This is a genomic window from Streptomyces racemochromogenes, assembly GCF_044129415.1.
Classification (GTDB): domain Bacteria; phylum Actinomycetota; class Actinomycetes; order Streptomycetales; family Streptomycetaceae; genus Streptomyces; species Streptomyces racemochromogenes_A.
Map to the genome: position 1 here is coordinate 1 of NZ_JBBDHD010000106.1, position 24,659 is coordinate 24,659.

Annotated in this window: 22 protein-coding genes; 9 read left to right on the forward strand and 13 right to left on the reverse strand. The window is 73.8% G+C overall.

Going from position 1 to position 24,659, the window contains the following annotated elements; translation table 11 throughout:
- Together WDV06_RS28790 and WDV06_RS28795 are read left to right on the forward strand one after the other, a co-directional pair.
- A partial coding sequence (locus tag WDV06_RS28790; RefSeq protein ID WP_395512075.1) for an adenosylhomocysteinase occupies nucleotides 1–76 on the forward strand: 76 nt, incomplete at its 5' end.
- 13 nt (nucleotides 77–89) lie between these two features.
- On the forward strand, nucleotides 90–794 hold the full coding sequence (locus WDV06_RS28795) for a maleylpyruvate isomerase family mycothiol-dependent enzyme (protein ID WP_395512722.1): 705 nt from the start codon (nucleotides 90–92) through the stop codon (nucleotides 792–794).
- A 42-nt stretch (nucleotides 795–836) separates the two neighbouring features.
- On the opposite strand, the gene WDV06_RS28800 is transcribed toward WDV06_RS28795, so the two are convergent.
- Complete coding sequence (locus WDV06_RS28800; RefSeq protein WP_395512723.1) at nucleotides 837–1,583, reverse strand: PIG-L deacetylase family protein; 747 nt, start codon at nucleotides 1,581–1,583, stop codon at nucleotides 837–839.
- Nucleotides 1,584–1,730: 147 nt separating this feature from the next.
- Between WDV06_RS28800 and WDV06_RS28805 the strand changes: the two genes are divergently transcribed.
- From WDV06_RS28805 to mshA, 3 genes are all read left to right on the forward strand, one after another.
- Nucleotides 1,731–3,533, forward strand: a complete 1,803-nt coding sequence (locus WDV06_RS28805) for an asparagine synthetase B family protein (RefSeq protein WP_395512724.1) — start codon at nucleotides 1,731–1,733, stop codon at nucleotides 3,531–3,533.
- A 223-nt stretch (nucleotides 3,534–3,756) separates the two neighbouring features.
- Entirely contained in the window at nucleotides 3,757–5,331 is a 1,575-nt protein-coding gene (locus tag WDV06_RS28810; protein ID WP_395512725.1) for a class I tRNA ligase family protein, read from the forward strand.
- A 212-nt stretch (nucleotides 5,332–5,543) separates the two neighbouring features.
- Nucleotides 5,544–6,866: a D-inositol-3-phosphate glycosyltransferase gene (gene mshA / locus WDV06_RS28815; protein ID WP_463668230.1), complete on the forward strand. Its 1,323-nt coding sequence runs from the start codon at nucleotides 5,544–5,546 to the stop codon at nucleotides 6,864–6,866.
- A 325-nt stretch (nucleotides 6,867–7,191) separates the two neighbouring features.
- On the opposite strand, the gene WDV06_RS28820 is transcribed toward mshA, so the two are convergent.
- The 9 genes from WDV06_RS28820 to WDV06_RS28860 all read right to left on the reverse strand — a co-directional run bounded on the left by WDV06_RS28820 (nucleotide 7,192) and on the right by WDV06_RS28860 (nucleotide 15,054).
- Nucleotides 7,192–8,244 carry a helix-turn-helix transcriptional regulator gene (locus WDV06_RS28820; RefSeq protein WP_395512727.1) on the reverse strand — a complete coding sequence of 351 codons (1,053 nt, stop codon included), beginning with the start codon at nucleotides 8,242–8,244 and terminating at the stop codon, nucleotides 7,192–7,194.
- Nucleotides 8,245–8,377: 133 nt separating this feature from the next.
- Complete coding sequence (locus WDV06_RS28825; protein WP_395512728.1) at nucleotides 8,378–8,818, reverse strand: Fur family transcriptional regulator; 441 nt, start codon at nucleotides 8,816–8,818, stop codon at nucleotides 8,378–8,380.
- 130 nt (nucleotides 8,819–8,948) lie between these two features.
- Nucleotides 8,949–9,854, reverse strand: a complete 906-nt coding sequence (locus WDV06_RS28830) for an SAM-dependent methyltransferase (protein ID WP_395512729.1) — start codon at nucleotides 9,852–9,854, stop codon at nucleotides 8,949–8,951.
- Between the two features lie 179 nt (nucleotides 9,855–10,033).
- Nucleotides 10,034–10,513, reverse strand: coding sequence for a GNAT family N-acetyltransferase (locus WDV06_RS28835; protein ID WP_395512730.1), 480 nt, complete (start codon nucleotides 10,511–10,513; stop codon nucleotides 10,034–10,036).
- Nucleotides 10,514–10,644: 131 nt separating this feature from the next.
- Nucleotides 10,645–11,553, reverse strand: coding sequence for a M56 family metallopeptidase (locus WDV06_RS28840; protein WP_395512731.1), 909 nt, complete (start codon nucleotides 11,551–11,553; stop codon nucleotides 10,645–10,647).
- Entirely contained in the window at nucleotides 11,550–11,945 is a 396-nt protein-coding gene (locus WDV06_RS28845) for a BlaI/MecI/CopY family transcriptional regulator (protein ID WP_395512732.1), read from the reverse strand. Before WDV06_RS28845 ends, WDV06_RS28840 begins: the two co-directional genes overlap by 4 nt.
- 169 nt (nucleotides 11,946–12,114) lie before the next feature.
- A complete protein-coding gene (locus tag WDV06_RS28850) occupies nucleotides 12,115–12,396 on the reverse strand; it encodes a metal-sensitive transcriptional regulator (RefSeq protein ID WP_395512733.1) in 282 nt (93 codons plus the stop codon).
- Nucleotides 12,397–12,405: 9 nt separating this feature from the next.
- Entirely contained in the window at nucleotides 12,406–14,673 is a 2,268-nt protein-coding gene (locus tag WDV06_RS28855; protein WP_395512734.1) for a heavy metal translocating P-type ATPase, read from the reverse strand.
- Nucleotides 14,674–14,766: 93 nt separating this feature from the next.
- Complete coding sequence (locus tag WDV06_RS28860) at nucleotides 14,767–15,054, reverse strand: heavy-metal-associated domain-containing protein (RefSeq protein ID WP_395512735.1); 288 nt, start codon at nucleotides 15,052–15,054, stop codon at nucleotides 14,767–14,769.
- A gap of 186 nt (nucleotides 15,055–15,240) precedes the next feature.
- Here WDV06_RS28860 and WDV06_RS28865 point away from each other — a divergent pair, with 186 nt between their 5' ends.
- On the forward strand, nucleotides 15,241–16,209 hold the full coding sequence (locus WDV06_RS28865; protein WP_395512736.1) for a hypothetical protein: 969 nt from the start codon (nucleotides 15,241–15,243) through the stop codon (nucleotides 16,207–16,209).
- A gap of 87 nt (nucleotides 16,210–16,296) precedes the next feature.
- Complete coding sequence (locus WDV06_RS28870) at nucleotides 16,297–16,578, forward strand: metal-sensitive transcriptional regulator (RefSeq protein ID WP_395512737.1); 282 nt, start codon at nucleotides 16,297–16,299, stop codon at nucleotides 16,576–16,578.
- Nucleotides 16,579–16,687: 109 nt separating this feature from the next.
- Here the strand turns inward: WDV06_RS28870 and katG are convergent, their stop codons facing one another.
- Entirely contained in the window at nucleotides 16,688–18,886 is a 2,199-nt protein-coding gene (gene katG / locus WDV06_RS28875) for a catalase/peroxidase HPI (RefSeq protein ID WP_395512738.1), read from the reverse strand.
- A 151-nt stretch (nucleotides 18,887–19,037) separates the two neighbouring features.
- Between katG and WDV06_RS28880 the strand changes: the two genes are divergently transcribed.
- Both WDV06_RS28880 and recQ read left to right on the forward strand, forming a co-directional pair.
- A complete protein-coding gene (locus WDV06_RS28880; protein ID WP_395512739.1) occupies nucleotides 19,038–19,451 on the forward strand; it encodes a Fur family transcriptional regulator in 414 nt (137 codons plus the stop codon).
- A gap of 167 nt (nucleotides 19,452–19,618) precedes the next feature.
- The gene (gene recQ, locus WDV06_RS28885; RefSeq protein ID WP_395512740.1) at nucleotides 19,619–21,679 is read left to right on the forward strand and encodes a DNA helicase RecQ; all 2,061 of its coding nucleotides are present in this window, start codon (nucleotides 19,619–19,621) and stop codon (nucleotides 21,677–21,679) included.
- Nucleotides 21,680–21,736: 57 nt separating this feature from the next.
- On the opposite strand, the gene WDV06_RS28890 is transcribed toward recQ, so the two are convergent.
- Together WDV06_RS28890 and WDV06_RS28895 are read right to left on the reverse strand one after the other, a co-directional pair.
- A complete protein-coding gene (locus WDV06_RS28890; RefSeq protein ID WP_395512741.1) occupies nucleotides 21,737–24,124 on the reverse strand; it encodes an ATP-binding cassette domain-containing protein in 2,388 nt (795 codons plus the stop codon).
- A gap of 69 nt (nucleotides 24,125–24,193) precedes the next feature.
- A complete protein-coding gene (locus tag WDV06_RS28895) occupies nucleotides 24,194–24,526 on the reverse strand; it encodes a hypothetical protein (RefSeq protein WP_395512742.1) in 333 nt (110 codons plus the stop codon).
- Nucleotides 24,527–24,659: the final 133 nt, after the last annotated feature.

Below are 24,659 nucleotides of genomic sequence, written 5' to 3' on the forward strand. Positions count from 1 at the left end.
GCTGCGTCCGGAGCAGGCCGAGTACATCGGCGTCAAGGTCGAGGGCCCGTACAAGCCCGACCACTACCGCTACTGACCGCCCAGACACCGTGGACACCATCGTGAAGACCGCCGCGGAACCGGCCCCGCCGGCCACCGCCCCGGACGCGCGGGACCCCTGGCTGCCGGACCTGCTGCTGCGCACCGAACGGGACGCGCTGATCCCGCTGTTGCGCCGCACGCCGGAGGCCATGTACGGACTGCGTACCGCCTGCCCGGGCTGGACCGCCCGGGACGTCCTCGCCCACTGCGCGGCCGCCCTCGTGCGGATCGTCGAGGGCCGGCTGGAGGAAGGGGTCTTCCTCCCCGCCGCCAACGCCGCCGACGTGGCCGAGCGCGCGGACTGGCCGGTGGGCCGCATCGTCGACGAGCTGGAGCGCGGCTTCAGCGAGGCCGGCCCGGTCATCGCCGCCGGTGACGGCAGGCTGGACGCGGTGGCCCTGGGGGAGTGGATCCACGCGGGCGACGTCCGCGAGGCCTTCGGGGAGCCGGGCGCGTACGCCGGGGACAGCCTGGTGCTCGCCCTGCCCCTGCTGCGCGTCACCAGCCGCACACGCGAGACGCCCCGGCTGATCGCCGACATCGACGGTCACACCGGAGCGCTGGAACTGGGCAACGAGGTGGGCGGCCGGCCCCCGGCCCGGTTCAGCGGGGACGCGCCCACGCTGATCCGCATCTACTCGGGCCGCCCGCTGGTCGCCACCCGCTACGAACTGGCGGGCGCGACCGAAGCGGAACTGCTCATCTACCGCTGAGCACACGGGTCCGCCCGGGCCGGGACCCGGCCCGGGCGGACCTCAACCGTCGATCCGCACCACCTGGAAGGCCTCCGCCATCCGCCCGGCCGGCAGCCCCGCCGCCCGCGCGTGCTCGCCCAGCCACTCCCGCAGCAGCCCCGCCAGGTCGTCGAAGTGGGCGGTCTGCGAGGTGTGGATGCGCAGCGCCTCGACCTTCCGGTCGAAGACCGGGGTGACGTCCACGTACTGGTTCGGCGTCGGGCCGGTCATCAGCCACAGCTCGGGCACGATCCACGGCTCCAGTCCCTCCTCCTTGAGCAGGGACGGATGGGCGAAGGGGTTGCGCGCCTCGGGGTAGACCGCCCGGAGGGCGGCGTCGCCCACCGCCCGGTGGTCGGGGTGCAGGTCGGCGACGCGGGACCAGTTGATCTCCGGGCTGGGGATGACGGCCCGCTGCGGACGGACCTGCCGGATCACCCGGCACAGGTCGCGGCGCAGCTCCACGCTCGGCTCGACGTAGCTGTCGGGATAGCCGAGGAAACGGACGTCGTCGACGCCGCTGCGCTTGGCCGAATGGACCTGCTCGGCCCGGCGGAGGTCGCCCATGGCCTGGCGGGGGAGCCGCTCGTCGTAGCCGCCGGCGCCGCCGTCCGTGACGATGCAGTACGTCACGCGCTTCGTGCCCTGCGCGATCCACCGCATGACCGTCCCGCTGACGCAGAACTCGATGTCGTCCGGGTGCGCGGCCACGACCAGCAGGGATTCCGGTGCGCTGCGGTCAATGGGATTGGTCGCGAAGTGTTCCATGCGATCAGCCTGTTGGGCCCGGCCGTGGCCCGCAAGGCGGCCCCTTTGGCGTACTCGCGACATGTCGCCTGTACGCCACCCGAGGACTTCACCGCGGCACAACGCCCAGGAACCACGCGCGCGCGTGGGAAGCGGAGGCATCCGTACATGTGCAGGATCTTCGGCTCCCTCTCGGCGGCGCCGGCCCACCCCGACCTGGCCGAACTCGCCGCCGTCTCCGCCCGCCAGCGGCACGGCGGCCCCGACGAGCACCGGGTGCTGCGCGGGCCCGGCTGGGCGCTCGGCTGCGACCGGCTCGCCGTGACCGACCCGCGCGGCGGGAGCCAGCCGTACCGACTCGCGCACCTGCCCGGGATCACGGCCGTGCTGAACGGCCAGATCTACAACCACACGGCGCTCCGGCGCGCCCTCACCGCCCGCGGCCACCGGTTCCCCGACCTGTGCGACGGCACCCTGCTGCCCGCGCTGTACGCCGAGTACGGGCCCGACTTCGCGGAGCGCCTCGACGGGATGTTCGCCGTCGCCGTCCTCGACCTCCGGGCGGCCCCCCGGCTGGTCCTCGCCGTCGACCCGCTCGGGACGAAGCCCCTCCACCACCACCGGAGCGCGGACGGGACGTTCCGCTTCGCCTCGGAGATCCCGGCGCTGCTGGCCTTCGACGGGGTGCGGACGGCCCCCCGCGAGGACAGCCTCGACACCGTCCTGTGCCTGCGCACCCCGGTCTCGGCCCGCACCGCGCTGGAGGGGATCGGCCTGCTGCCGCCCGGCGCGACCGCGCTCGTACGGCCGGGACGCACCCCCGTCGTACGGCGCCGGCTCCCGCAGCCCCAGGACCCGGTGGAGGCCGGCGAGGACACCCGGGACCTGCTGCGCCGCGAGGTGCGGCGCCTCGCCCGGGCCGACGTGCCGGTGTGCGCCCTCACCAGCGGCGGCCTCGCCTCCGGCCTGGTCACGGCCCTGGCCGCCGAGTACGCCCGGGAGACCGGGGCACCCGCCCCGCACACCTTCCACCTCGCCCTGCGCGGCCGGTGGCCCGGCGCCGAGGACGCCCGGGCCCGCCAGGTCGCCCGGCGCACCCGCACCGTCCACCACGAGGTCGCCCTCGACCCGGCCGAACTGCCCTCGCTGCTCACCCGGACCACCCGCCACCTGGGCCAGCCCGACGCCGACCCCGCCGCCCTCGCCTCCTACGCCCTCTTCCGGGCGGTCCGGCAGGCCGGCTACACCGTCGCCCTGACCGGGGAGGGCGCCGACCGGCTGTTCGGCGGGGCCGCGCGGCTGCACGCCGCCTCCTCGGCGCCCTCCGGCCCGGACTGGGCCGCCTCCTACACCGACGCGCTGGGCGCCGCGCCCCGGATGCTCCGCGAGTGGCTGTACACGCCCGCCTACCGCGCCTTCCTCGCCGACGAGGGGTCGGCCGCCGACCGCGTCGAACGGGAGCTGCGGTCCTGCCCCGGTGGTGACCGACGGGCCGCCGTCACCGCCTTCGACACCCGCTGGCTGCTGCCCGCCGGCCCGCTGCGCCGGGCCGACCACCTGGGCATGGCCTGGTCGGTGGAGGCACGGATGCCGTTCTGCCGGCCCGCCGTCGCCGCCCGCGCACGGGCCCTCGCCCCCACCGCGACCCCGGACCGGCGGGTCCTGTCCGGGGCCGCGCGCGAACTGCTGCCCCAGGCCGTGGCGCAGCGCTCCCACCGGCCGTCCGCGCTGCCCGTCGCCGCGCTGATCGCCCCCGGCGGCCCGCTGCTGGACCCCGTACGGGAACTGCTGGCGCCCGAGCGGCTGCTGCGGGCCGGTCAGGTCCGGCCCGAACGGGTGCGGGCCCTGCTGGCGCGCCAGTGCGAGCGTCCCTCGGACCGCGACGCGCTCGCCCTGTGGGCGCTGGCCGCGCACGAGCTGTGGACCGAGGTGGTCCGGGGCATGCGCGTCCCGCTCGACCACGCCGCCTGACCGGCCGCCCCGCGGCCCGGCCGACCGGCCGGTACCTCCTGGCGTATCCACGCAACGGCGTGAACGCGCACCCGCATATCAGACCGCGCGGTTCGTTTCTCTGTCACGCTGGTACGGCACCCCGGGCTTCCCGGCGGCCGGGCGGCGGGAAGCCGCCCCGACCCCCGCTCATCCCGTGCCAAGCCCCGCTGCGTACCGCGCACCACCACGTCAAGGAGGTCCCATGAGCACCCCCGTATGGATCACCGCGACCCCGCCGGCCACCCACGGCGAACTGCACGTCGGCCACCTCGCCGGCCCCTACGTCGCGGCGGACGTCCTGTCGCGCTACCTGAGGGCCGAGGGCGAGCCCGTCCTGTTCACCACGGGCACCGCCGACCACAACAGCTCCGTGCACGCCCGCGCCCTGCGCGCGGGCCGCAAACCGGAGGAGGTCGCGGAGGGCTACCGGGCCGCGATCACCTCGGACTGGCTGCGTTCGGGGGTGGAGTTCGACCACGTCGTGCGCCCGCGCCAGGACAAGGGCTACGGACGGTGGCTCGCGGACCTCTTCCGGCGCCTGCACGCCGAGGGCGTCATCGCCGCCCGCACCCGCCTCACCCCGTACTGCGAGTCCTGCGAGCGCTGGCTCCACGGGGCCCACGTCACCGGCGGCTGCCCGCACTGCGCGGCCTCCAGCGACGGCGGCATGTGCCACGAGTGCGCCCGCCCCAACGACGGCGGCGACCTCCTGGAGCCCCGCTGCGCCCAGTGCGGCTCCGCGGCCGTGCCCCGGCGCTGCCGCCGCCTCTACGTCCCGCTGGAACCGCACCGCGAGGCCCTCGCCGAGTACTGGGCCACCACCGGGCTGCCGCCGCGCCTGGCCGCGCTCTGCGAGTCCCTCGTCGAGGACGGCCTGCCGGACATCGCGGTGGCCCACCCCGCCGAGTGGGGGCTGCCCGTCCCCGTCGACGGATTCCCCGAGCACCGCATCGACGGCTGCTTCGAGGCCGCCGCGATGCACCTGTTCGGCTACGGCGACCAGGCCCTGCCCGAACGGGCCATCCACTTCTGCGGGTTCGGCCACGCCTTCTGCCACGCCGTGCTGCTGCCGGTCCTGCTCTTCGCCCAGGGCGTCAAGCTGCCGCAGCACTTCTGCGTCAACGAGGCGTACGTGGTGGAGGACGCGGCCCTCGTCTGGGGCTCCGGCCAGAAGGCCTGGGCCCTGGACCTGATCACCGAGTACGGGTCCGACACCCTGCGCCGCCACGTTCTCCAGGCCCGTCCGCTCGGCCGGCGCACCGAGTTCCGTCCCGAGCGGCTCGCGGCCGCCCGACGGGAGCTCGACGAGAGCTGGAACAGCTGGCTGGCGCGGTTGTTCGCGGCCGTCCGCGAGGAGTGCGCCGGGCTCGCCCCGGCGGCCCTGCCGGGCGGCGCCGGCTGGGAGGTGCTGCAACGGCGGCTGCTGCGCGCGGTGGAGGACCTGCGCGAGGCGTACTCGCCGGAGTCCTTCGACCCGCGCAGGGCCGTCTCCCTGCTCGACGAGATGGTGCGCTCGGCGGCCGACTTCGGCCATGTCAACGCGCACGAGGCGCACCGCCCCACCGCGGACAGCCGCCACCTCCCGGCCCTCGCGGCGCAGCTGGCCGTGGCCCGGGCGCTCGCGGCGTGGGCGCGGCCGGTGATGCCCGAGGGCGCGGACCGGCTGGCGGCCGCCCTCAAGGCCGAGCCGGGCGGGCCGGTTTCGGTGGCGGCCCTCGTCCCGCCCGCCCCGGGCACCCGGCTGGCCCCGACCTCGGGGCCGGTCTTCGGCTTCTGACCGGGGCCGTACCCCTACCCGGACCCCCACCCGAAACGCCGACCCGGCCGGGCCGCCGCCCCCACACGGCTGGCCCCTCCCGCACCGCCGCACCACCCGCACCCCAGCGGGACGACCACCCTCCTTCGCCGCGTGACCGCGCGCCGGCCACCCGGCGGCGCGGGGCGCGCGGCCTCTCCCCGTAGGAGTTCCACGTGTCCCTGCGCGTCGCCATGCTCAGCGTCCACACCTCGCCGCTGCACCAGCCCGGCACGGGGGACGCGGGAGGCATGAACGTCTACATGGTCCAGCTCTCCCGCGCCCTCGCCGAACAGGGCGTCGAGGTGGACCTGTTCACCCGCTGCCGGGGCGAGGAGCACCCGGACCCGGCCGGTCTCGGCCCCGGGGTCCGGGTGCGCCACCTGGTGGCCGGACCGCGCGCGCTCCTGCCCAAGGAGGACATGCCCGCCCTGGTGGTGCCGTTCTCACTGGCGCTGCTGAAGGAGGAGCGGCGCTACGACCTGGTGCACTCGCACTACTGGCTCTCCGGCCAGGCGGGCCGGATCGCGGCCGCGGGCTGGCGGATCCCCTTCGTGCACACCGCCCACACCCTGGCCCGCGTCAAGAACGCCGCTCTCGCGGAGGGCGACCTCCCCGAGCCGGAGCTGCGCGTCCGCGGCGAGCACCAGGTCGTCGGCTCCGCCGACCGGCTGATCGCCAACACCGCGGACGAGGCACGGGCCCTGCGCGAGCTGTACGGGGCCGACGCGCGCCGGACGCAGGTCGTCCGGCCGGGTGTGGACCTGGGCACCTTCGGCCCGGGCCGGGGGAGGGCCGAGGCGCGGGCCCGGCTGGGACTGCCGGCCGACGCGTTCGTCCCCTTGTACGCGGGCCGCATCCAGCCCCTCAAGGGGCCCGACGTGATGGTCCGCGCCGTCGCCGGACTGCTGGAGCGCGCCCCGCACCTGCGGGCGCGGACCCTCGTCCCGGTGGTGGGCGGCGACTCGGGCGCCGGACCGCGCGGGGAGGCCTGGCGGCTGGCCCGGGAGCTGGGGGTCTCGGAGGTGCTGCGGCCCCACCCGCCGGTTCCGCAAGCGGAGTTGGCGCTGTGGTACCGGGCGGCGGACGTGCTGGTGGTGCCCTCGCGCAGCGAGTCCTTCGGGCTGGTCGCGCTGGAGGCGCAGGCGTGCGGGACCCCGGTGCTGGCCTCGGCGGTCGGCGGGCTGCCGACCGCGGTACGGGACGGGGTCACCGGGGTCCTCGTCGGCGGCAACGACCCGCGGGAGTACGCCCGCCGGCTGCTCTGGTTCGCCGAACACCCGCAGGAGGCCGCGGTGATGGGACGGGCGGCCGTGGCCCACGCCGGGAGCATGAGCTGGCGGGGCGCCGCGGCCGCGACCCTGGAGGTCTACCGGGACGTGCTGCGGGAGGAAGGGGCGCGCCCGGGCGCGGACATGGGTGAGGCAGGAGCGGCGGCACGCCCCTGCCTCGCCGACACCTCTCCCCTGGAGGGCCGAGAAGGCCGGAATTCCACCCTAGCAGCACTTTTGGGCTGACCAAAGGTGTGGAACTGTAACGTGTGCATGAACTCCTGCAGATCCGCCTCAGGTGCGCTATAGGGAACTGGCCCGCCACGGGAACGCGTACGACAATGGAGAGGTCTTCGAAGGAATTCCGGCGGCACGGATCCGTGAAGACCGAATCGACCTTTCGCAATTCCTGGAGGAATCATGTCCGCTGCGCACCCCGCCCCCGTCCGTCCGCTCTGTACGCTCCGCACCAACGGCAACGGCTGGGACTGAACGGCCGGTCGAGCGGGCGGACACCGCCCCGCGCCCGCCCCTTTCGGGCAGCGCGGGGCATTTTCCGTTCCCGGTGGAATCAGTCCAGCCAGCCGAGCCGCTGGGCGCGCACTCCCGCCTCGAACCGGCTGGACGCCCCCATTTCCTGCATCAGTTCGGACAGCATGCGGCTCACCGTCCGCAGGGAAACCCCCAGGGTCCGGGCGACCTTTTCGTCCTTCATTCCCGACGCCAGCATTTTCAGGGCGGCCCGCTGCTGTTCCGACAGCCCGTCGCCGCCGAGTTCCGGCGCGACGTCGTCGCCGTAGGGGGTGGCCGCGTGCCAGCAGTGTTCGTACAGCGCCAGATAGGAGCGGACCAGGGCCGGGCCGCGGGCGAGGATCGCTCCGGCGGAGCGGTCGTCCGGGTGTACGGGCAGGACCGCGAACTGCTGGTCGGCGATGATCATGTTCATCGGCACGGCGGGGGAGAGGCGGATCTCCACACCGGCCTCGACCCGCCTCCGGAGCATCTCCACCGCCTCCGGCGACGTGGTGATCCGCTGGTGGTAGATGGCGCGGATGCGCACCCCGTTGTCGATCTGCCGGCGGTCCCGGCTCAGCACCCGGTCGGCGACCTCCCGCACCAGGGCGGTCACGTGCATGGACGTCAGGTCGTGCCGGATGACGTCCGTGATGTCCTCCAGCACCTGCTGGATCCGTCCGTAGTCGTCGAGGATCTCCACCTCGACCTCCGAACCGCTGAGCGTGCCGGGCCGCAGGAACCTTCCGACCAGCGTCTCCAGGGCGCTGTAGGCGCGGTCGGACTCGTCGAGGTGCTCGCGCAGCCGCTCGCGCTCGCGCTGGAGCATCCGCAGCAGGGCGATCTCCGGGTCGACCGCGGCGACGGCGTCCGGGCCCGGCCGCCACGCGCCGGACTGGAGGTCGGCGCGGGTGGCGTGGGTGGTGCCGGTGGGCACGATGAGGCCGAGCGCGATCAGCTCCGCGCGCCACTTCTCGCGCTCCTCGGGCGGGAGGGCGAGCTCCTCGAAGGCGTCGTTGAGGTTGGACACCCCGCGCAGGCGCAGCTCCTGATAGAGGGCCAGCACCCTGTCGGCCGACTGGATGCCGTCCCTGCCATCGCCCGTTGCCATCGCGAAGCGACCCCCTCGTCTTACGAATCGACAGTCACACTTTGGCACATGCCAATGCGAGAGCCGACGCCCCCCTGTTTTCGATGTGACGGGGGTCACAGGGGGGTTCTGAGGTGTGCGCCTTCGCCGGGGCTCAGTCCTGGGGCGCCTTCCGGCAGTCGGGGCACAGCCCCTTGAAGACGACCTCCGCGCCGCCGTCCATCCGCCAGGCGGCGAGCGTCCCGCCGGCCGGTCGCGGCACCTCGGCCTCGACGTTCTCCACCCGTCCGCACCGCACGCACAGCGCGTGCTGGTGCGGCGCGCCGGCGATCTCGAACACGGCGGGCAGGCCCGGACGGTCGAACTTGGCGGCCAGGCCGGTCTCCTGGAAGTGCCGCAGCATCTCGTAGACGGCCTGGCTGGTGAGGGTCCCGAGCCGCTCGCGGGCGGCGGCCGTGATCGACTCGACGTCCATGTGGCCGCCCGCGGCCAGGACCTGGAGCACCTCCAGGCGCGGCCCGGTGACCCGCAGCCCCACGTCACGCAGGCGCTGGATCACCGCCTCGCGGCCGGTCGACTCCTCCACGACAGCCATCACTGCGCCACCATCCGCCATCTGGTCCACTCAAACCTTTGGGTTCATCGTACCTCTTGCGAGCCCCTCTCAAGCGGAGGCCGAGAGGGGAGGGCGGGAGGGCGCGGAGCGGCGGGGTGGGCCGTTCCCGTCAGCCGTCGGCGCGGCAGACCAGCAGGACGCTCTCGGTCCGCGCGTCCACGCGGTGGGCGCGGCGCCGTTCCACCCGCAGCCCCGCCGCCTCCAGTTCGGCGCCCAGACACTCCGGATCGATGATCCACTTGTCGGTGGTCCGCGCCACCCGCTCGGTGCGCACCTTGCCCGTGCGCACGGAGTGGTACGTGATCCGCTCGGTCATCGCGTCCAGGTCGAAGACCTGCCGGGCCACGGTCCACTCCTCCACCCCGTCGAACCGGGGCACCTGGAACACCCAGGTGCGCCGGGGCTCCTCGGAGAGCCCGCGCAGCCCGTGGGCGGTGAAGTCGAGGGCGAGCGCCCCGCCCGGCTCCAGATGTCCGGCGATCTCCCGCAGCAGCCCGGGACGGGCGTGGGGCGGTACGGCCGAGATCATCGTCCCGGCCAGCAGGGCCAGCCGGTACGTCCCCCGCAGCCGCAGCTCCGCCAGGTCGGCCCGGGTGGTGACCAGGAGCCGCGAGACCGGCGGCCCGATCCGCCGGCCCCAGGCCCGCAGCCGCTCCAGGCTGGCCGCGTCCCGGTCCACGGCCTCGACGCGGAAGCCCTGCCGGGCGAACGGGACAGCCAGGCGCCCCGCCCCGCAGCCCAGGTCCAGGACCGGGCCGCCGCACTGCCGGGCGAGGCCCAGGTAGCGGACGATGTCGGCGCTGTGCGGTCCCAGCAGAGCGTCGTGCAGCCAGCCGGCGTCCTCGTCCGCCGGGGCGGCCGACTCCAGGCCGGGCAGGTAGTCCGCCGGAGGCAGTACGGCCGTCCCCTCCTGTGCGCAGGGGCGGGGACCCGCCGGGGCGGGCGGCGGGACCGGTGCGAACGCGGCGGGCACGACCGGCATGACGGGCAGGGAAGTGCCGCTCGGTGTGTGCATCGCTCCTCCAGGGGCTCGCTCGGTCCAGCCGTCCGGGGCGTGGCTCCCGTGCCGCCGGGGGACCGCGCCGCTGGTCACATCCTGTCCCGCGGGCTCGCGCCGGGGCCAGCGTTGCGGGCTGCGTGAACACGCGATGGCGTGGATCTGCCACGGTCCCCGGAGGAGGGGGGCGGGGGCTCTCAGAGGGTGCGGCCGAGCCGGACCGGGGTGAGCGCGGTGAACCCGTGGTGGGTGAAGAACGGGAGGGCCGGGGCCCCTTCGGCCGGCAGCGTGATCCGCTGGGACACCGCCCCGTGCGCCCGCATCCGCCGGCCCGCAGCCGCGAGGAGGGCCGTCCCGACGCCCTGGCGGCGGTGGTCCGGCGCGGTGCACAGGGAGTAGATCTCGCCCCCGGAGGGGAAGGGGACCCCTCCCGAGGCGGCTCCCACCACGGTCCCGTCCGCGTCGGCGGCGACCAGCCAGCCGAGCCAGGCGGGCGCCCCGCCGGGAATTCCAATTTCCGCTCGAATGCGGGGGAGTGAGCAATGGTCCGACACCAGCCGGCCGACGCGCATTTCGCCGAGGAGGCTGCCGTAGTCCTCGCGTATGGCCTCCGCGAGGAGCCGGGAAATCGCCGCAGCGTCACGCGGAGCCGCCGTCCGCACGTCAGCCAGCAGCATCTTTCCCCCACCTCTCGCCGTACCGGTCCTGAGCCCGCACGCGCCCACAATAGCGGTCAATTCGAGGGGTCGGGGTCGGTGGGAAATCTACGAATTTGCTTAGTAAATAACGGGGTTGGCCGATCCCGCTTTCAACCGGTCCAGCAGCACAGCGCGACCAACGGCAGGATGGCCAACGCCGAGGCCGCGACCGCGAACAGCCCGCGGAGCACCGGACGTCCCGTCCGGCGCGGCCCCAGGATGCGGCGCATCCGCACCGCCGCCGAGGGGCCGCCCGCCGCGAACGCGTCGTGCGGTGCCTGGCCGGTGGCCAGGGCGTACAGCGCCGTGGCCAGCGCATCGCTCGAACAGCCCCGCAGCGCACGGTCGTCGGCGGCCATCTCCAGCAGCAGCGGCACCGTCCGCCCGCCGATCCGGGCCAGCGGGAGCCGGCGGAACACCGACGCGTACGCACCCGCCGCCGCGACCAGCAGATGGTGGCGTCCGCCGATGTGGGCCCGCTCGTGCGCGAGCGCGGCGGCCAGCTCCCGCTCCGTCAGCATCTTCAGGGCGCCGGTCGAGACCACCACGCGGCGCGAGCGTCCCGGCAGGCAGTACACCGCCGGGCGGGGGTCCTCCAGCACGGTCACCCCCAGCCGCCGGTCGTACCGGCCCACCAGCCGCAGCAGTTCCGCGTGGCGCGTACGGGCCCGGCGCGCCCGCACCAGCTCCCGGACGAACCCGGTCCCGGGCACCGCCAGGACGGCGAGCGCCGCCAGCGCCGCGAGGGCCTCGCGGGACGTCGCGTCCACCAGTCGGCGGGGGGAGGGTGGGTCCAGGGTCAGGGCCATGTCAACCAGTCGGTGACTGGTGTGCGCGGGCAGCACCAGCTGCGCCGGCAGCATCGCCGTCGACGCCGCGAAGAGGGCGCCGCACAGGATCCACACGGCCAGCCCCAGCCGGGGCGCCTGCTGCGCCCACACGGCGCGGACCAGCATCCACGGCAGCATCAGCCCGGTGACCAGGGCGAGTCCCAGCGGCGGCAGCACGTGGTGGTTCACAGCGCCCCGCCCGACGCACCGGACGGCCGCTCCGCGCGGGCGGCGCGCAGGGCCTCGTCCAGCGCCTCCACGTCCTCGCGGGACATCCGCTCCACGAACCGCAGCAGCGCGGCCCGGCGGTCCTGGCTGTCGCCCAGCGCGTCCTGCATGAGCGCCGCGGTGTACTCCTCGCGGCTGCGCACCGCCTGGTACATCCACGCCCGGCCGGACTTCTCCCGGCTCAGCCAGCCCTTGCGGTACAGGATGTCGGCGACGGTCATGACGGTGGTGTAGGCGACCGTGCGGCCCCGGTTGATGTCGTCGACGATCTCGCGGACGGAAGCGGGCCGTTCCCACTGCCACACCCGGTCCATGATCTCGGCTTCCAGCTCTCCCAGCCGGCGTACGCGCATGTTCGTCGCCCTCCCCTCGGCAGCGGCTCATCGTACGGCCCGCCCTCCCGGGGCCGGCATACCCCGGCCCGGTACGCCGGATCCGGGCGCGGGACCGCCGCTCACGCCGCGAGCCCCTGCGCACGGACTTCGTGCGGAGGGGCTCGCGGCGTGAGCGGCGGCCGCCGGGTTACGCGCGGATCAGCCGGGCTACGGCCCTGCTCGCCTCGCCGACCTTGACCCTGGCCTGGTCCCCGCCCTGGGCGATGGCCTCGGTGACGCAGCAGGCGAGGTGCTCGTCGAGCAGGGTCACGGCGCAGGACTGGAGCGCGGCGTTGATCGCGGACACCTGGGTGAGCACGTCGATGCAGTAGACGTCCTCGGCGACCATCCGCTGGACCCCGCGGACCTGGCCCTCGATCCGCCGCAGGCGCCGGATGACGTCTTCCTTGTGTTCTACGTAACCGGCCACGGGGGCTCCTCAGTTGGAGGCGGCCCGGAAGCCGCGCAGACGCAGGCTGTTGCCGACGACGAAGACCGAGGAGAAGGCCATGGCCGCTCCGGCGATCATCGGGTTGAGCAGTCCGGCCGCGGCGAGCGGCAGGGCGGCCACGTTGTAGGCGAAGGCCCAGAACAGGTTCGAGCGGATGGTGCCGAGCGTCCTGCGGGCCAGCCGGATGGCGTCGGCCGCGGCCCGCAGGTCGCCCCGTACGAGGGTCAGGTCGCCGGCCTCGATGGCGGCGTCGGTGCCGGTGCCCATGGCCAGGCCGAGGTCGGCCTGGGCGAGGGCGGCGGCGTCGTTGACCCCGTCGCCGACCATCGCGACGCTGCGGCCCTCGGCCTGGAGCCGCTTGACCACGTCCACCTTGTCCTGCGGCATCACCTCGGCGATGACCTCGTCGATGCCCACCTCGCGGGCCACCGTCTCGGCCACGGCCCTGTTGTCACCGGTCAGCAGGATCGGGGTCAGGCCCAGGGCGCGCAGTCGGCGGATCGCCTCGGCGCTGGTGTCCTTGACGGCGTCCGCGACCTCCAGCACCGCGCGGGCCTCGCCGTCCCAGGCCACCGCGATGGCGGTGCGGCCGGCCGACTCGGCATCGGACATGGCGCGCTCCAGGTACGGGGGCAGCTCCATCGCCCACTCGGCGAGCAGCTTGCCGCGGCCGACGAGGACGGCGTGGCCCTCGACGACGCCCTGGACGCCGAGGCCCGGGATGTTGGCGAAGTCCTCGGGGACGGGCAGGGTCCCCACCCGGGCGGCGGCGCCGGCGGCGACGGCCTGGGCGATGGGGTGCTCGGAGGCGTGCTCCAGGGCTCCGGCCAGGCGCAGGACCTCGGTCTCGTCGGCGCCCTCGGCGGTGTGCACGTGCAGCAGGGTCATCCGGCCGGTGGTGACGGTGCCGGTCTTGTCGAGGACGATGGTGTCGACCTTGCGGGTGGACTCCAGGACCTCGGGGCCCTTGATCAGGATGCCGAGCTGGGCGCCGCGGCCGGTGCCGACCAGCAGGGCGGTCGGGGTGGCCAGGCCCAGGGCGCAGGGGCAGGCGATGATCAGGACGGCGACGGCGGCGGTGAAGGCGGCCGAGAGGCCGGATCCGGTGCCGAGCCAGAAGCCGAGCGTGGCCAGCGCGATGGCGATGACCACCGGCACGAACACGGCGGAGATCTTGTCGGCGAGCCGCTGGGCCGCGGCCTTGCCGTTCTGCGCGTCCTCGACCAGGCGGGCCATGCGGGAGAGCTGGGTGTCGGAACCGACGCGGGTGGCCTCGACGACCAGCCGGCCGCCGGCGTTCAGGGTGGCGCCGGTGACGGAGTCGCCGGCGGACACCTCGACGGGGACGGACTCGCCGGTGAGCATGGAGGCGTCGACGGCGGAGGAGCCCTCGACGACCGTGCCGTCGGTGGCGATCTTCTCGCCGGGGCGGACCAGGAAGCGGTCGCCGACCTGGAGGTCTGCCGTGGGCACGGTCACCTCCTGGCCGCCGCGCAGCACGGTGACCTCCTTGGCGCCCAGCTCCAGCAGTGCCTTGAGGGCGGCGCCGGCCTTGCGCTTGGACTTCGCCTCGAAGTAGCGGCCGGCCAGGATGAAGGTGGTGACGCCGGCCGCCGCCTCCAGGTAGATGTTCCCCGCGCCGTCGGTGCGGGCGATGGTGAACTCGAAGGCGTGCCGCATGCCGGGGGTGCCGGCGGTGCCGAAGAACAGCGCCCACAGCGACCACAGGAACGCGGCGATGGTGCCCACCGAGATCAGGGTGTCCATGGTGGCCGCGCCGTGCTTGGCGTTGGTCCAGGCCGCGCGGTGGAAGGGCCAGGCCGCGTACGTGACCACGGGCGCGGCGAGGGTCAGCGAGAGCCACTGCCAGAAGTCGATCTGGAGCGCCGGGACCATCGCCATCGCGATGACGGGCACGGACAGGACGACGGCGGTGGTGAGGCGCTGGCGCAGCGGGGCCAGCTCGTCGGCCTCGGCCGGCGGCTCCTCCCCGGCGCCGGACGGGGCGGAGGAGCGGGGCGGCGCGGGCTCGTGCGCGGTGTAACCGGTGGCTTCGACGGTGGCGATCAGGTCCGCGACGGAGATGTCGGCGCCGGCGTCGAAGGTGACCTTCGCCTTCTCGGTGGCGTAGTTGACGGTCGCCTCGACGCCGTCCATGCGGTTGAGCTTCTTCTCGATGCGTGCCGCGCACGAGGCGCAGGTCATGCCGCCGATGGCGAGCTCGACCTGGGCGGCGCCGGGGGTGATGGTGGTCATGAGTGCTGCTCCTCGTTCGAGCGCGGGGCCGGTGCCGGGGCCCGGTGGACGGACGGGGCCCCGGCGTCCGGGTGGGTCGGGGTCGGGCGGGTGTCAGGCCCGGCCGGTGAGCTCGTAGCCGGCGTCGTCGACCGCCTCGGCGATCGCGGCGTCGTCCGGCTCGCCGGCCGTGGTCACGGTGACCGTGCCGCCGTCCACGTCCACGTCCACCGAGAGGACCCCGGCGAGCGCGCCGACGGACGCGGTGATGGCGGTCCGGCAGTGTCCGCAGCTCATGCCGGACACGCGGTAGACGGTGGCGGTGCTGTCGACGACGGCGACGGTGGTCGTGGTCTCACCGTTAGAGGCGCAGGCGCCATCGGGGGAACAGCAGGAAGACATGGGCTTCTCCTTGGTCGTGCAGATCGTGCGGATACCCTCTGGGGGTATCCGGGCTGACTCCAGATATACCCCCCCTAGGTATCCGTACGCAAGAGTTTCCCACGCTTGACTTGATACCCCCTGGGGGTATGGTGGAGATCCATTGAACCGCTGTACGCGGCACCTACGTCGTACGGGAGACCAGGCATGAACACCGGAGTGAAGATCACCGCCTTCGCCGCCGCACTCGCGGCGGCCTTCGGCGCCGCCTACGGGGTCGGGGCGGGCGTCGGCCCCGTGGGCGCGCCGGCGAAGACGGAGCACGCGGGCCACGCGACCCAGGCCAAGGCCCCCGCGGCGGAGGGCGGGCACGGAGGTCACGGCCAGGCGGCGCCCCAGGGCCCGGCGGCCGGCGGCCTCCAGGTCTCCGACGCCGGCTACACGCTCAGCCTGGACACCCCGCAACTGGCCCCGGGCCAGGGCGAACTGCGGTTCTCGGTGAAGGATGCGGCCGGGCGGAAGGTCACCGGATACAAGACGGAGCACGGCAAGGAGCTGCACTTCATCGTCGCCTCACGCGACCTGACCGTCTACCGCCACCTCCACCCGGTGCGCGCCGCGGACGGGACCTGGTCGACCCCGGTGGACCTGCCGGCCGCGGGTGCCTACAAGGCCTTCGCCGACTTCGCCCCGGCGGCCGGGGACGCGAAGAACGTCACGCTCGGCGCGGACCTCGCCGTCCCCGGCGCCTACGCCCCCGGTCCGATGCCCCCGGCCGCGCCCACCGCGGACGTGGACGGGTACCAGGTGGCGCTCGGCGGCACCCTGGACCCCGGCCGGCCCGGCGAGCTGAAGCTCACCGTCAGCAAGGACGGCCGGCCCGTCACCGACCTGGAGCCCTACCTCGGGGCCTACGGACACCTCGTCGCCCTGCGCGACGGGGACCTCGCCTACCTGCACGTCCACCCCAACGAAGGGGGCCCGGGCCCCGACGTGTCCTTCACGGCCACGGCCCCCAGCGCCGGCACCTACCGGCTCTTCCTCGACTTCCAGCACCAGGGCAAGGTCCGCACCGCGGCCTTCACCGTCCGCGCGGGCGGTGACGGGGCGGCCCCCGCCCCCGCCGCGCAGCCCGCGCAGCCGGCCGGGGAGGAGCAGGGCGGTCACTCCCACTGACCGCCCGGCGGAACATCCCGCGGCCCGTCCTCGTTGTCGACATACCCCCCAGGGGTAAAGAAGGCCCGATGAAGGGAAGCGATCGCCGTGCCCGGTTACACCTCCCACAAGGACGACGTCCTCAAGCGGCTGCGCCGCATCGAAGGCCAGGTGCGCGGCCTCCAGCGCATGGTCGAGGAAGGCACGTACTGCATCGACGTGCTCACCCAGATCAGCGCCGCCACCAAGGCCCTGCAGTCCTTCGGGCTGACCATGATGGAGGACCACCTGCACTCCTGCGTCGCCGACGCCATCGCCGAGGGCGGGGACCAGGCCCGCGGCAAGGTCGAGGAGGCCTCGCGGGCCATCGCCCGCCTGGTCCGTTCCTGAGCCGGCGCACCCCGGTGCCGCCCGTCCGCCGTCCCGCCGTGGGAACGGGTCCGGGCCGGCCCCGGTGGGGGCCGGCCCGGACACGGTGCGCACGGACGCGCGGGACGGGTCAGACGAGGTCGAAGCGGTCCAGGTCCATCACCTTGGCCCACGCCGCGACGAAGTCCTCCACGAACTTCTCCTTCGCGTCGTCGCTCGCGTAGACCTCGGCCAGTGCGCGCAGCTCGGAGTTGGAGCCGAAGACCAGGTCGGCCCGACTGCCGGTCCACTTGAGCGCGCCCGTCGCGGCGTCACGGCCCTCGAAGGACGTCTCGTCCTCGGACACGGCCGTCCACGTCGTGCCCAGGTCGAGCAGGTTGACGAAGAAGTCGTTGGTCAGGAGCCCGGGAGTGTCCGTGAGGACGCCCAGCGAGGACCGCCCGTGGTTGGCGCCCAGCACGCGCAGGCCGCCGACGAGGACCGTCATCTCGGGCGCGCTCAGGGTCAGCAGGTTCGCCCGGTCGAGCAGCAGGTACTCGGCCGGCAGCCGGTTGCCCTTGCCGAGGTGGTTGCGGAAGCCGTCGGCCGTCGGCTCCAGCGCGGCGAAGGACTCCACGTCCGTCTGCTCCTGCGAGGCGTCCACCCGGCCGGGGCTGAAGGGCACCTCGACGTCGAAGCCCGCGTCCTTCGCGGCCTTCTCGACGGCCGCGCCGCCCGCGAGGACCACCAGGTCGGCCACCGACACCTGCTTGCCGTCCGAGCGGCCCTCGTTGAAGGACCGCCGTATCCCCTCCAGGGTGCGCAGCACGCCGGCCAGCCGGTCGGGCTCGTTGACCTCCCAGCCGTTCTGCGGCTGGAGGCGGATGCGGCCGCCGTTGGCGCCGCCGCGCTTGTCGCTGCCGCGGAAGGAGGAGGCGGCGGCCCAGGCGGTGAACACCAGGTCGGAGACCGACAGGTCCGAGGCGAGCACCCGGGCCTTGAGGTCGGCGACCTCGGCGGCGCCGATGGTCTCGTACGTCCGGGCGGGCAGCGGGTCCTGCCACAGCAGCTGCTCGGCCGGCACCTCCGGGCCCAGGTAGCGGACGACGGGGCCCATGTCGCGGTGGGTCAGCTTGTACCAGGCACGGGCGAACGCGTCCGCGAAGGCGTCGGGGTCGGCCTGGAAGCGCCGCGCGATCGGCTCGTAGACCGGGTCGAAACGCAGCGAGAGGTCGGTCGTCAGCATCGTGGGGGCGTGGGTCTTCGACGGGTCGTGGGCGTCGGGCACGGTGCCGGCGCCGGCACCGTCCTTCGGACGCCACTGGTGCGCCCCGGCGGGGCTCTCGAAGAGCTCCCACTCGTAGCCGAAGAGGATGTCGAAGAAGCTGTTGTCCCAGGTGGTCGGGGTGTCGGTCCAGATGCCCTCCAGACCGCTGGTGATCGTGTCCCCGCCCTTGCCGGTGCCGTACGCGTTCGCCCAGCCCAGGCCCTGCGCCGACATCGGGGCGCCCTCGGGGGCCTCGCCGACGTTCTCGGCCGGGCCCGCGCCGTGGGTCTTGCCGAAGGTGTGGCCGCCCGCGATCAGGGCGACCGTCTCCTCGTCGTTCATCGCCATCCGCTGGAAGGTCTCGCGTATGTCGCGGGCGGCGGCGACGGGGTCCGGAGTGCCGTTCGGACCCTCCGGGTTCACGTAGATCAGGCCCATCTGGACCGCGCCGAGCGGGCTCTCCAGCTCGCGGTCCCCGGTGTAGCGCTGATCGCCGAGCCAGGTGGTCTCCGGGCCCCAGTACACGTCCTCGTCGGGCTCCCAGACGTCCTCGCGGCCGCCGCCGAAGCCGAAGGTCTCGAAGCCCATCGTCTCCAGGGCGACGTTGCCGGCCAGGATCATCAGGTCGGCCCAGGAGAGGCCGCGGCCGTACTTCTTCTTCACCGGCCACAGCAGGCGGCGGGCCTTGTCGAGGTTGCCGTTGTCGGGCCAGCTGTTGAGCGGCGCGAAGCGCTGCTGCCCGGCACCGGCGCCGCCGCGGCCGTCGCTGATCCGGTAGGTGCCCGCGCTGTGCCAGGCCATGCGGACCATGAAGGGGCCGTAGTGGCCGAAGTCGGCCGGCCACCAGTCCTGCGAGGTCGTCAGGACCTCCGCGATGTCACGCTTGACGGCGGGGAGGTCGAGGGTCTTGAACGCCTCGGCGTAGTCGAACTCCTCGCCCAGTGGGTTCGCCACGGCGGGGTTCTTCGCGAGGATCCTCAGGTTGAGCGCATCCGGCCACCACTGCCGGTTCCCGCCGCCCTGGGTCGGGTGCGGGGCGCGACCGTGGGCGACGGGGCAGCCTTCGGTTTGCTTTTCAGACATGGGAATCCTTCCGCACCGCGGGTAACGCGGTGCTCGGAAATCGCTGGAGTGTTTTCCTGTCCCTTGGCTATTGGCAGATCAGATCCTACGATGGACGGATTCCAAGTCAAGAAGCATGCCGGACAACGCTGCCCCAGGAATGGGTGACCATATGAGCGACCTGCTGGAACGACTTCGAAGCCGCGGCTGGCGGATGACCGCGCAGCGCCGCGTGGTCGCGGAGGTCCTGGACGGGGACCACGTGCACCTGACGGCGGACGAGGTGCACGCCCGTGCCGCCCGGCGGTTGCCGGAGATCTCACGGGCGACGGTCTACAACGCCCTGGGGGAGCTGGTCGCCCTCGGCGAGGTCGCGGAGGTCTCCACGGACGGCCGGGCCAAGCGCTACGACCCCAACGCGCGCCGGCCGCACCAGCACCTGGTCTGCTCCCGCTGCGGGACGATCCGCGACGTCCACCCGCAGGGCGATCCGCTGGCGGGACTTCCGGAATCGGAACGCATGGGATTCACCGTGTCGAAGGCCGAGGTCACCTATCGCGGCCTGTGTCCGTCCTGTGCCCGATAAAGCGGTAATTCCGCCGTGGCGAATTCACCGGGCCCCGCGCGGGAAGTCCGGGCGCCGCCGCGGCGGGGGATCACCCCCTCACCCGTGACGGTGAGTAGTCGTACCGCTCGTCCACAGCCGCCGCCGGACGGGACGGGAGTGTCCCAGGGTGCCGTTAGGCTTCTCGGATGGCCCTTTCGGACGCTTCCCCCGAGATCTCAAGCGAGGTCTCCGACGCTTTGCGGGTGCTCCACCGCGTCTTCGGTTACAGCTCCTTCCGCGGTGACCAGCAGGAGATCATCGAGCAGCTCATCGGCGGCGGCGACGCCCTCGTCCTGATGCCCACCGGCGGCGGCAAATCGCTCTGCTACCAGATCCCGGCGCTCGTCAGAGAGGGCACGGGCATCGTCGTCTCCCCGCTGATCGCGCTGATGCAGGACCAGGTGGACGCGCTCACCGCCCTCGGGGTCCGGGCCGGCTTCCTCAACTCCACCCAGGACCCGTACGAGCGGCAGGCCGTCGAACAGGCCTTCCTCGCCGACGAGCTGGACCTCCTCTACCTGGCCCCCGAACGGCTGCGCACCGAGGGGACCCAGCGGCTGCTCGACCGGGGCAAGGTGTCGCTGTTCGCCATCGACGAGGCGCACTGCGTCGCCCAGTGGGGCCACGACTTCCGGCCCGACTACCTCACCCTGTCGATGCTGCACGAGCGCTGGCCCAAGGTCCCGCGGATCGCCCTCACCGCGACGGCCACCGAGGCCACCCACGCCGAGATCGCCTCCCGGCTGGGCCTGGGCGACGCCAGGCACTTCGTCGCCAGCTTCGACCGGCCGAACATCCAGTACCGCATCGTCCCCAAGGACAACCCGGCCCGGCAACTGCTGGAGCTGATCCGTGCCGAGCACGAGGGGGACGCCGGCGTCGTCTACTGCCTCTCCCGCTCCTCGGTGGAGAAGACCGCCGCCTTCCTGGTCGAGCAGGGCATCGACGCGGTCCCGTACCACGCGGGCATGGACGCCCGCGCGCGAGCCGCCAACCAGGCCCGCTTCCTGCGTGAGGACGGGGTCGTCGTGGTCGCGACGATCGCCTTCGGCATGGGCATCGACAAGCCCGACGTGCGGTTCGTCGCCCACCTCGACCTGCCCAAGTCCGTCGAGGGCTACTACCAGGAGACCGGCCGCGCCGGCCGCGACGGCGAGCCCGCCACGGCCTGGCTCGCGTACGGCCTCCAGGACGTCGTCCAGCAGCGCAAGCTCATCGACGGCTCCGAGGGCGACGACGCCCACCGCCGCTCCCTGGGCATGCACCTCGACGCCATGCTCGCGCTCTGCGAGACGGTCGACTGCCGGCGGATGCGGCTGCTGGAGTACTTCGGCCAGCAGGGCGCCCCCTGCGGCAACTGCGACACCTGCCTGACGCCCGCCGAGTCCTGGGACGGCACGGTCGCTGCCCAGAAGCTGCTGTCCACCGTGTGGCGGCTGGCGAAGGAACGGCGCCAGAAGTTCGGCGCCGGCCAGATCATCGACATCCTCCAGGGCAAGAAGACCGCCAAGGTCATCCAGTTCGACCACGACGCGCTCTCGGTCTTCGGCGTCGGCGCGGACCTGGGCACCGCCGAGTGGCGCGGGGTCGTACGGCAGCTGCTGGCGCAGCGGCTGCTGGCCGTCGAGGGCGACTACGGCACCCTCGTCCTGACCGACACCAGCGGCGAGGTGCTCGGCGGGCGGCGCACCGTGCAGATGCGCAAGGAGCAGAAGGCGCCCGCCGCCTCCCGCCGCAAGGAGGGGGGATCCCGTTCCGGGAAGGCCGCCCGTGTCCCCGTCGACCTGCCGGCGGAGTCCGTGCCGGTCTTCGAGGCCCTGCGTGCCTGGCGGGCGGCGACGGCCCGTGAGCAGGGCGTACCGGCGTACGTCGTGTTCCACGACGCCACGCTGAGGGAGATCGCCACGCGGCTGCCCGGCACCGTCGAGGAACTGGGCGGGATCGGCGGCGTCGGCGAGGCCAAGCTCGCCAAGTACGCCGAGGGCCTCCTCGACGCCCTGGCCGGACACCGGGCCGACGGAGCCGCCGCCACAGCGACCGCCACCCCCCCTCCCGCAACGGCTGCCGCCGCACCCCGGCCCGCAGTGCCGCAGCCCGCAGCACCCCGGCGGGCCGCGCCGCAGGCGCCCCCGGACGAGCCGCCGTTCGAGGACGAACCGCCCTTCGACCTCGACGAGATGGATCCCCCCTGGGACGACTGGCGCTAGGCTGCCCGGCGCGGCCGGCGGGGCGGTCCCTTGCGGGACGCCCGCCGGCCGCGCCCGTCAGGCGCCGACGTACGCCGCCAGGTGTTCGCCCGTGAGCGTGGACCGGGCGGCCACCAGCTCCGCCGGGGTGCCCTCGAACACGATCCGGCCGCCGTCGTGGCCGGCACCCGGACCGAGGTCGATGATCCAGTCGGCGTGCGCCATGACCGCCTGGTGGTGCTCGATCACGATCACCGACTTGCCGGAGTCCACCAGCCGGTCCAGCAGCCCCAACAGGTGCTCCACGTCCGCCAGGTGGAGGCCGGCGGTCGGCTCGTCCAGGACGTAGATCCCGCCCTTCTCACCCATGTGCGTGGCCAGCTTCAGCCGCTGCCGCTCACCGCCCGACAGCGTCGTCAGCGGCTGTCCGAGGGTCAGGTAGCCGAGCCCCACGTCCACCAGCCGCTCCAGGATCCGGTGCGCGGCCGGGGTGCGCGCCTCGCCCGCGCCGAAGAACTCCTCCGCCTCCGCCACCGGCATCTCCAGCACCTCGCTGATGTCCCGGCCGCCGAGCCGGTACTCCAGCACCGACGCGTCGAACCGCTTCCCCTCGCAGTCCTCGCACGTCGTGGCCACCCCGGCCATCATCGCCAGGTCGGTGTAGACGACCCCGGCACCGTTGCAGGTCGGGCAGGCACCCTCGGAGTTGGCGCTGAACAGCGCCGGCTTCACCCCGTTGGCCTTGGCGAACGCCTTGCGGATCGGCTCCAGCAGCCCCGTGTACGTCGCCGGGTTGCTCCGCCGCGAACCGCGGATCGGCGTCTGGTCCACCGACACCACCCCGGCCGAGGCCGGCACCGAGCCGTGGATGAGCGAGCTCTTGCCCGAGCCGGCCACTCCCGTGACCACCGTGAGCACCCCCAGCGGCACGTCCACGTCGACCCCGCGCAGGTTGTGCGCCGACGCCCCGCGGATCTCCAGCGCCCCGGACGGCACCCGCGGCGCCCCCTTCAGCGCGGCCCGGTCGTCGAAGTGCCGCCCGGTGACGGTGCCGCTGGCACGCAGCCCCTCCACCCCGCCCTCGAAGCACACCGTCCCGCCCGCCGCCCCGGCGCCGGGCCCGAGGTCGACGATGTGGTCGGCGATCGCGATCACCTCCGGCTTGTGCTCCACGACCAGCACCGTGTTGCCCTTGTCGCGCAGCCGCAGCAGCAGGCCGTTCATCCGCTCGATGTCGTGCGGGTGCAGACCGGTGGTGGGCTCGTCGAACACGTACGTGACGTCCGTCAGCGCCGACCCGAGGTGACGGATCATCTTGACGCGCTGCGCCTCGCCGCCCGACAGCGTCCCCGCGGCCCGGTCCAGCGACAGATAGCCCAGCCCGATCTCCACGAAGGAGTCGAGGGTGTGCCGCAGGGTCGCCAGCAGCGGGGCCACCGAGGGCTCGTCGAGACCGCTCACCCACTTGGCCAGGTCGCTGATCTGCATCGCGCAGGCGTCGGCGATGCTGATCCCCTTGATCTTCGAGGACCGGGCGCCCGCGCTGAGCCGGGTCCCCTCACAGTCGGGACAGGTGGTGAAGGTGACCGCCCGCTCCACGAACTCCCGGATGTGCGGCTGCATCGCCTCCTTGTCCTTGGCGAGCATCGACTTGCGGAGCCGCGGGATCAGCCCCTCGTACGTCATGTTGATCCCGGCGATCTTCATCCGGACCGGCTCGCGGTGCAGGAAGTCGGCGAGCTGCTTCTTCGTGTACGAGCGGATCGGCTTGTCCGGGTCGACGAGGCCCGACTCGCTGTAGAGCCGGTGGTTCCAGCCGCCCGGCTTGTAGCCGGGGATGGTGAGCGCCCCCTCGTTCAGGGACTTCGTGTCGTCGTAGAGCCGGCCGAGGTCGAGGTCGGTGACGGTGCCGCGGCCCTCGCAGCGCGGGCACATGCCGCCGGTGACGCTGAACGCGCGCCGCTCCTTGACGGTCTGCCCGCCACGCTCCAGGGTGACCGCGCCCGCCCCGCTGATCGAGGCCACGTTGAACGAGTACGCCTTGGGGGAGCCGATGTGCGGGTCGCCGAGCCGGCTGAAGAGGATCCGCAGCATCGCGTTGGCGTCGGTGGCGGTGCCCACCGTGGAGCGGGGGTCGCCGCCCATCCGCTGCTGGTCGACGGCGATCACCGTGGTCAGCCCGTCCAGCACGTCCACGTCGGGGCGGGCCGTGGCGGGCATGAAGCCCTGCACGAACGCGCTGTACGTCTCGTTGATCAGCCGCTGCGACTCCGCGGCGACCGTGTCGAACACGAGCGAGCTCTTGCCCGACCCCGAGACGCCGGTGAACACCGTCAGCCGGCGCTTGGGGATCTCGACGCTGACGTCCTTGAGGTTGTTCTCGCGCGCGCCGTGCACGCGGATCATGTCGTGGCTGTCGGCGGCGTGCGGTGCGGGCGGCCGGTCGTTCGTCGTGCCCCTGCTCATCGTCTCTCCCTCGTCGGCGCGGCCGCGGGGTACCTCGGTGCCGCGGCCCGTTCCACGCTACGCGAGGGCTCAGGGCCGCCGCTTCTCCGATCGTGACCGGTCCGGGCACGCGGGGAGGGCCGGCCGGTCCTTCGTCCGGACGGCCGGCAGCCAGGCGCTCGCGCGTGCGGCTCCGCCCGGCAGGCGCACCCGGTACCAGAGCGTGGACCGTAAGTCCGACTCGTCGACGACGGGCTCCCCGTAGGCGAGTTCGCAGTCGGCGTCCAGGACGTCGGAGTGCCACACCCGGGCCGGTACGACGTTCTCGGCGGTGTAGGGCCGCACGGGGTCGACCGCCAGGCCGAGGCTGCACCGCGGGTCCCGGTCGGTGCGGTCCTGGCAGGCCCGTTCGGCGTTGAACACCCGGCACCGGCCTCGGTGCCTCCCGAGAACCGCCCGGCGGGGCCGCCGCGACCTTCCCGCCCGACCCGGACCACAGCGCGGCGGCCGCCGCGCCGCAGGCCGCCGCGGCCGCGAGGGCCGCCCGGTGCCGCCG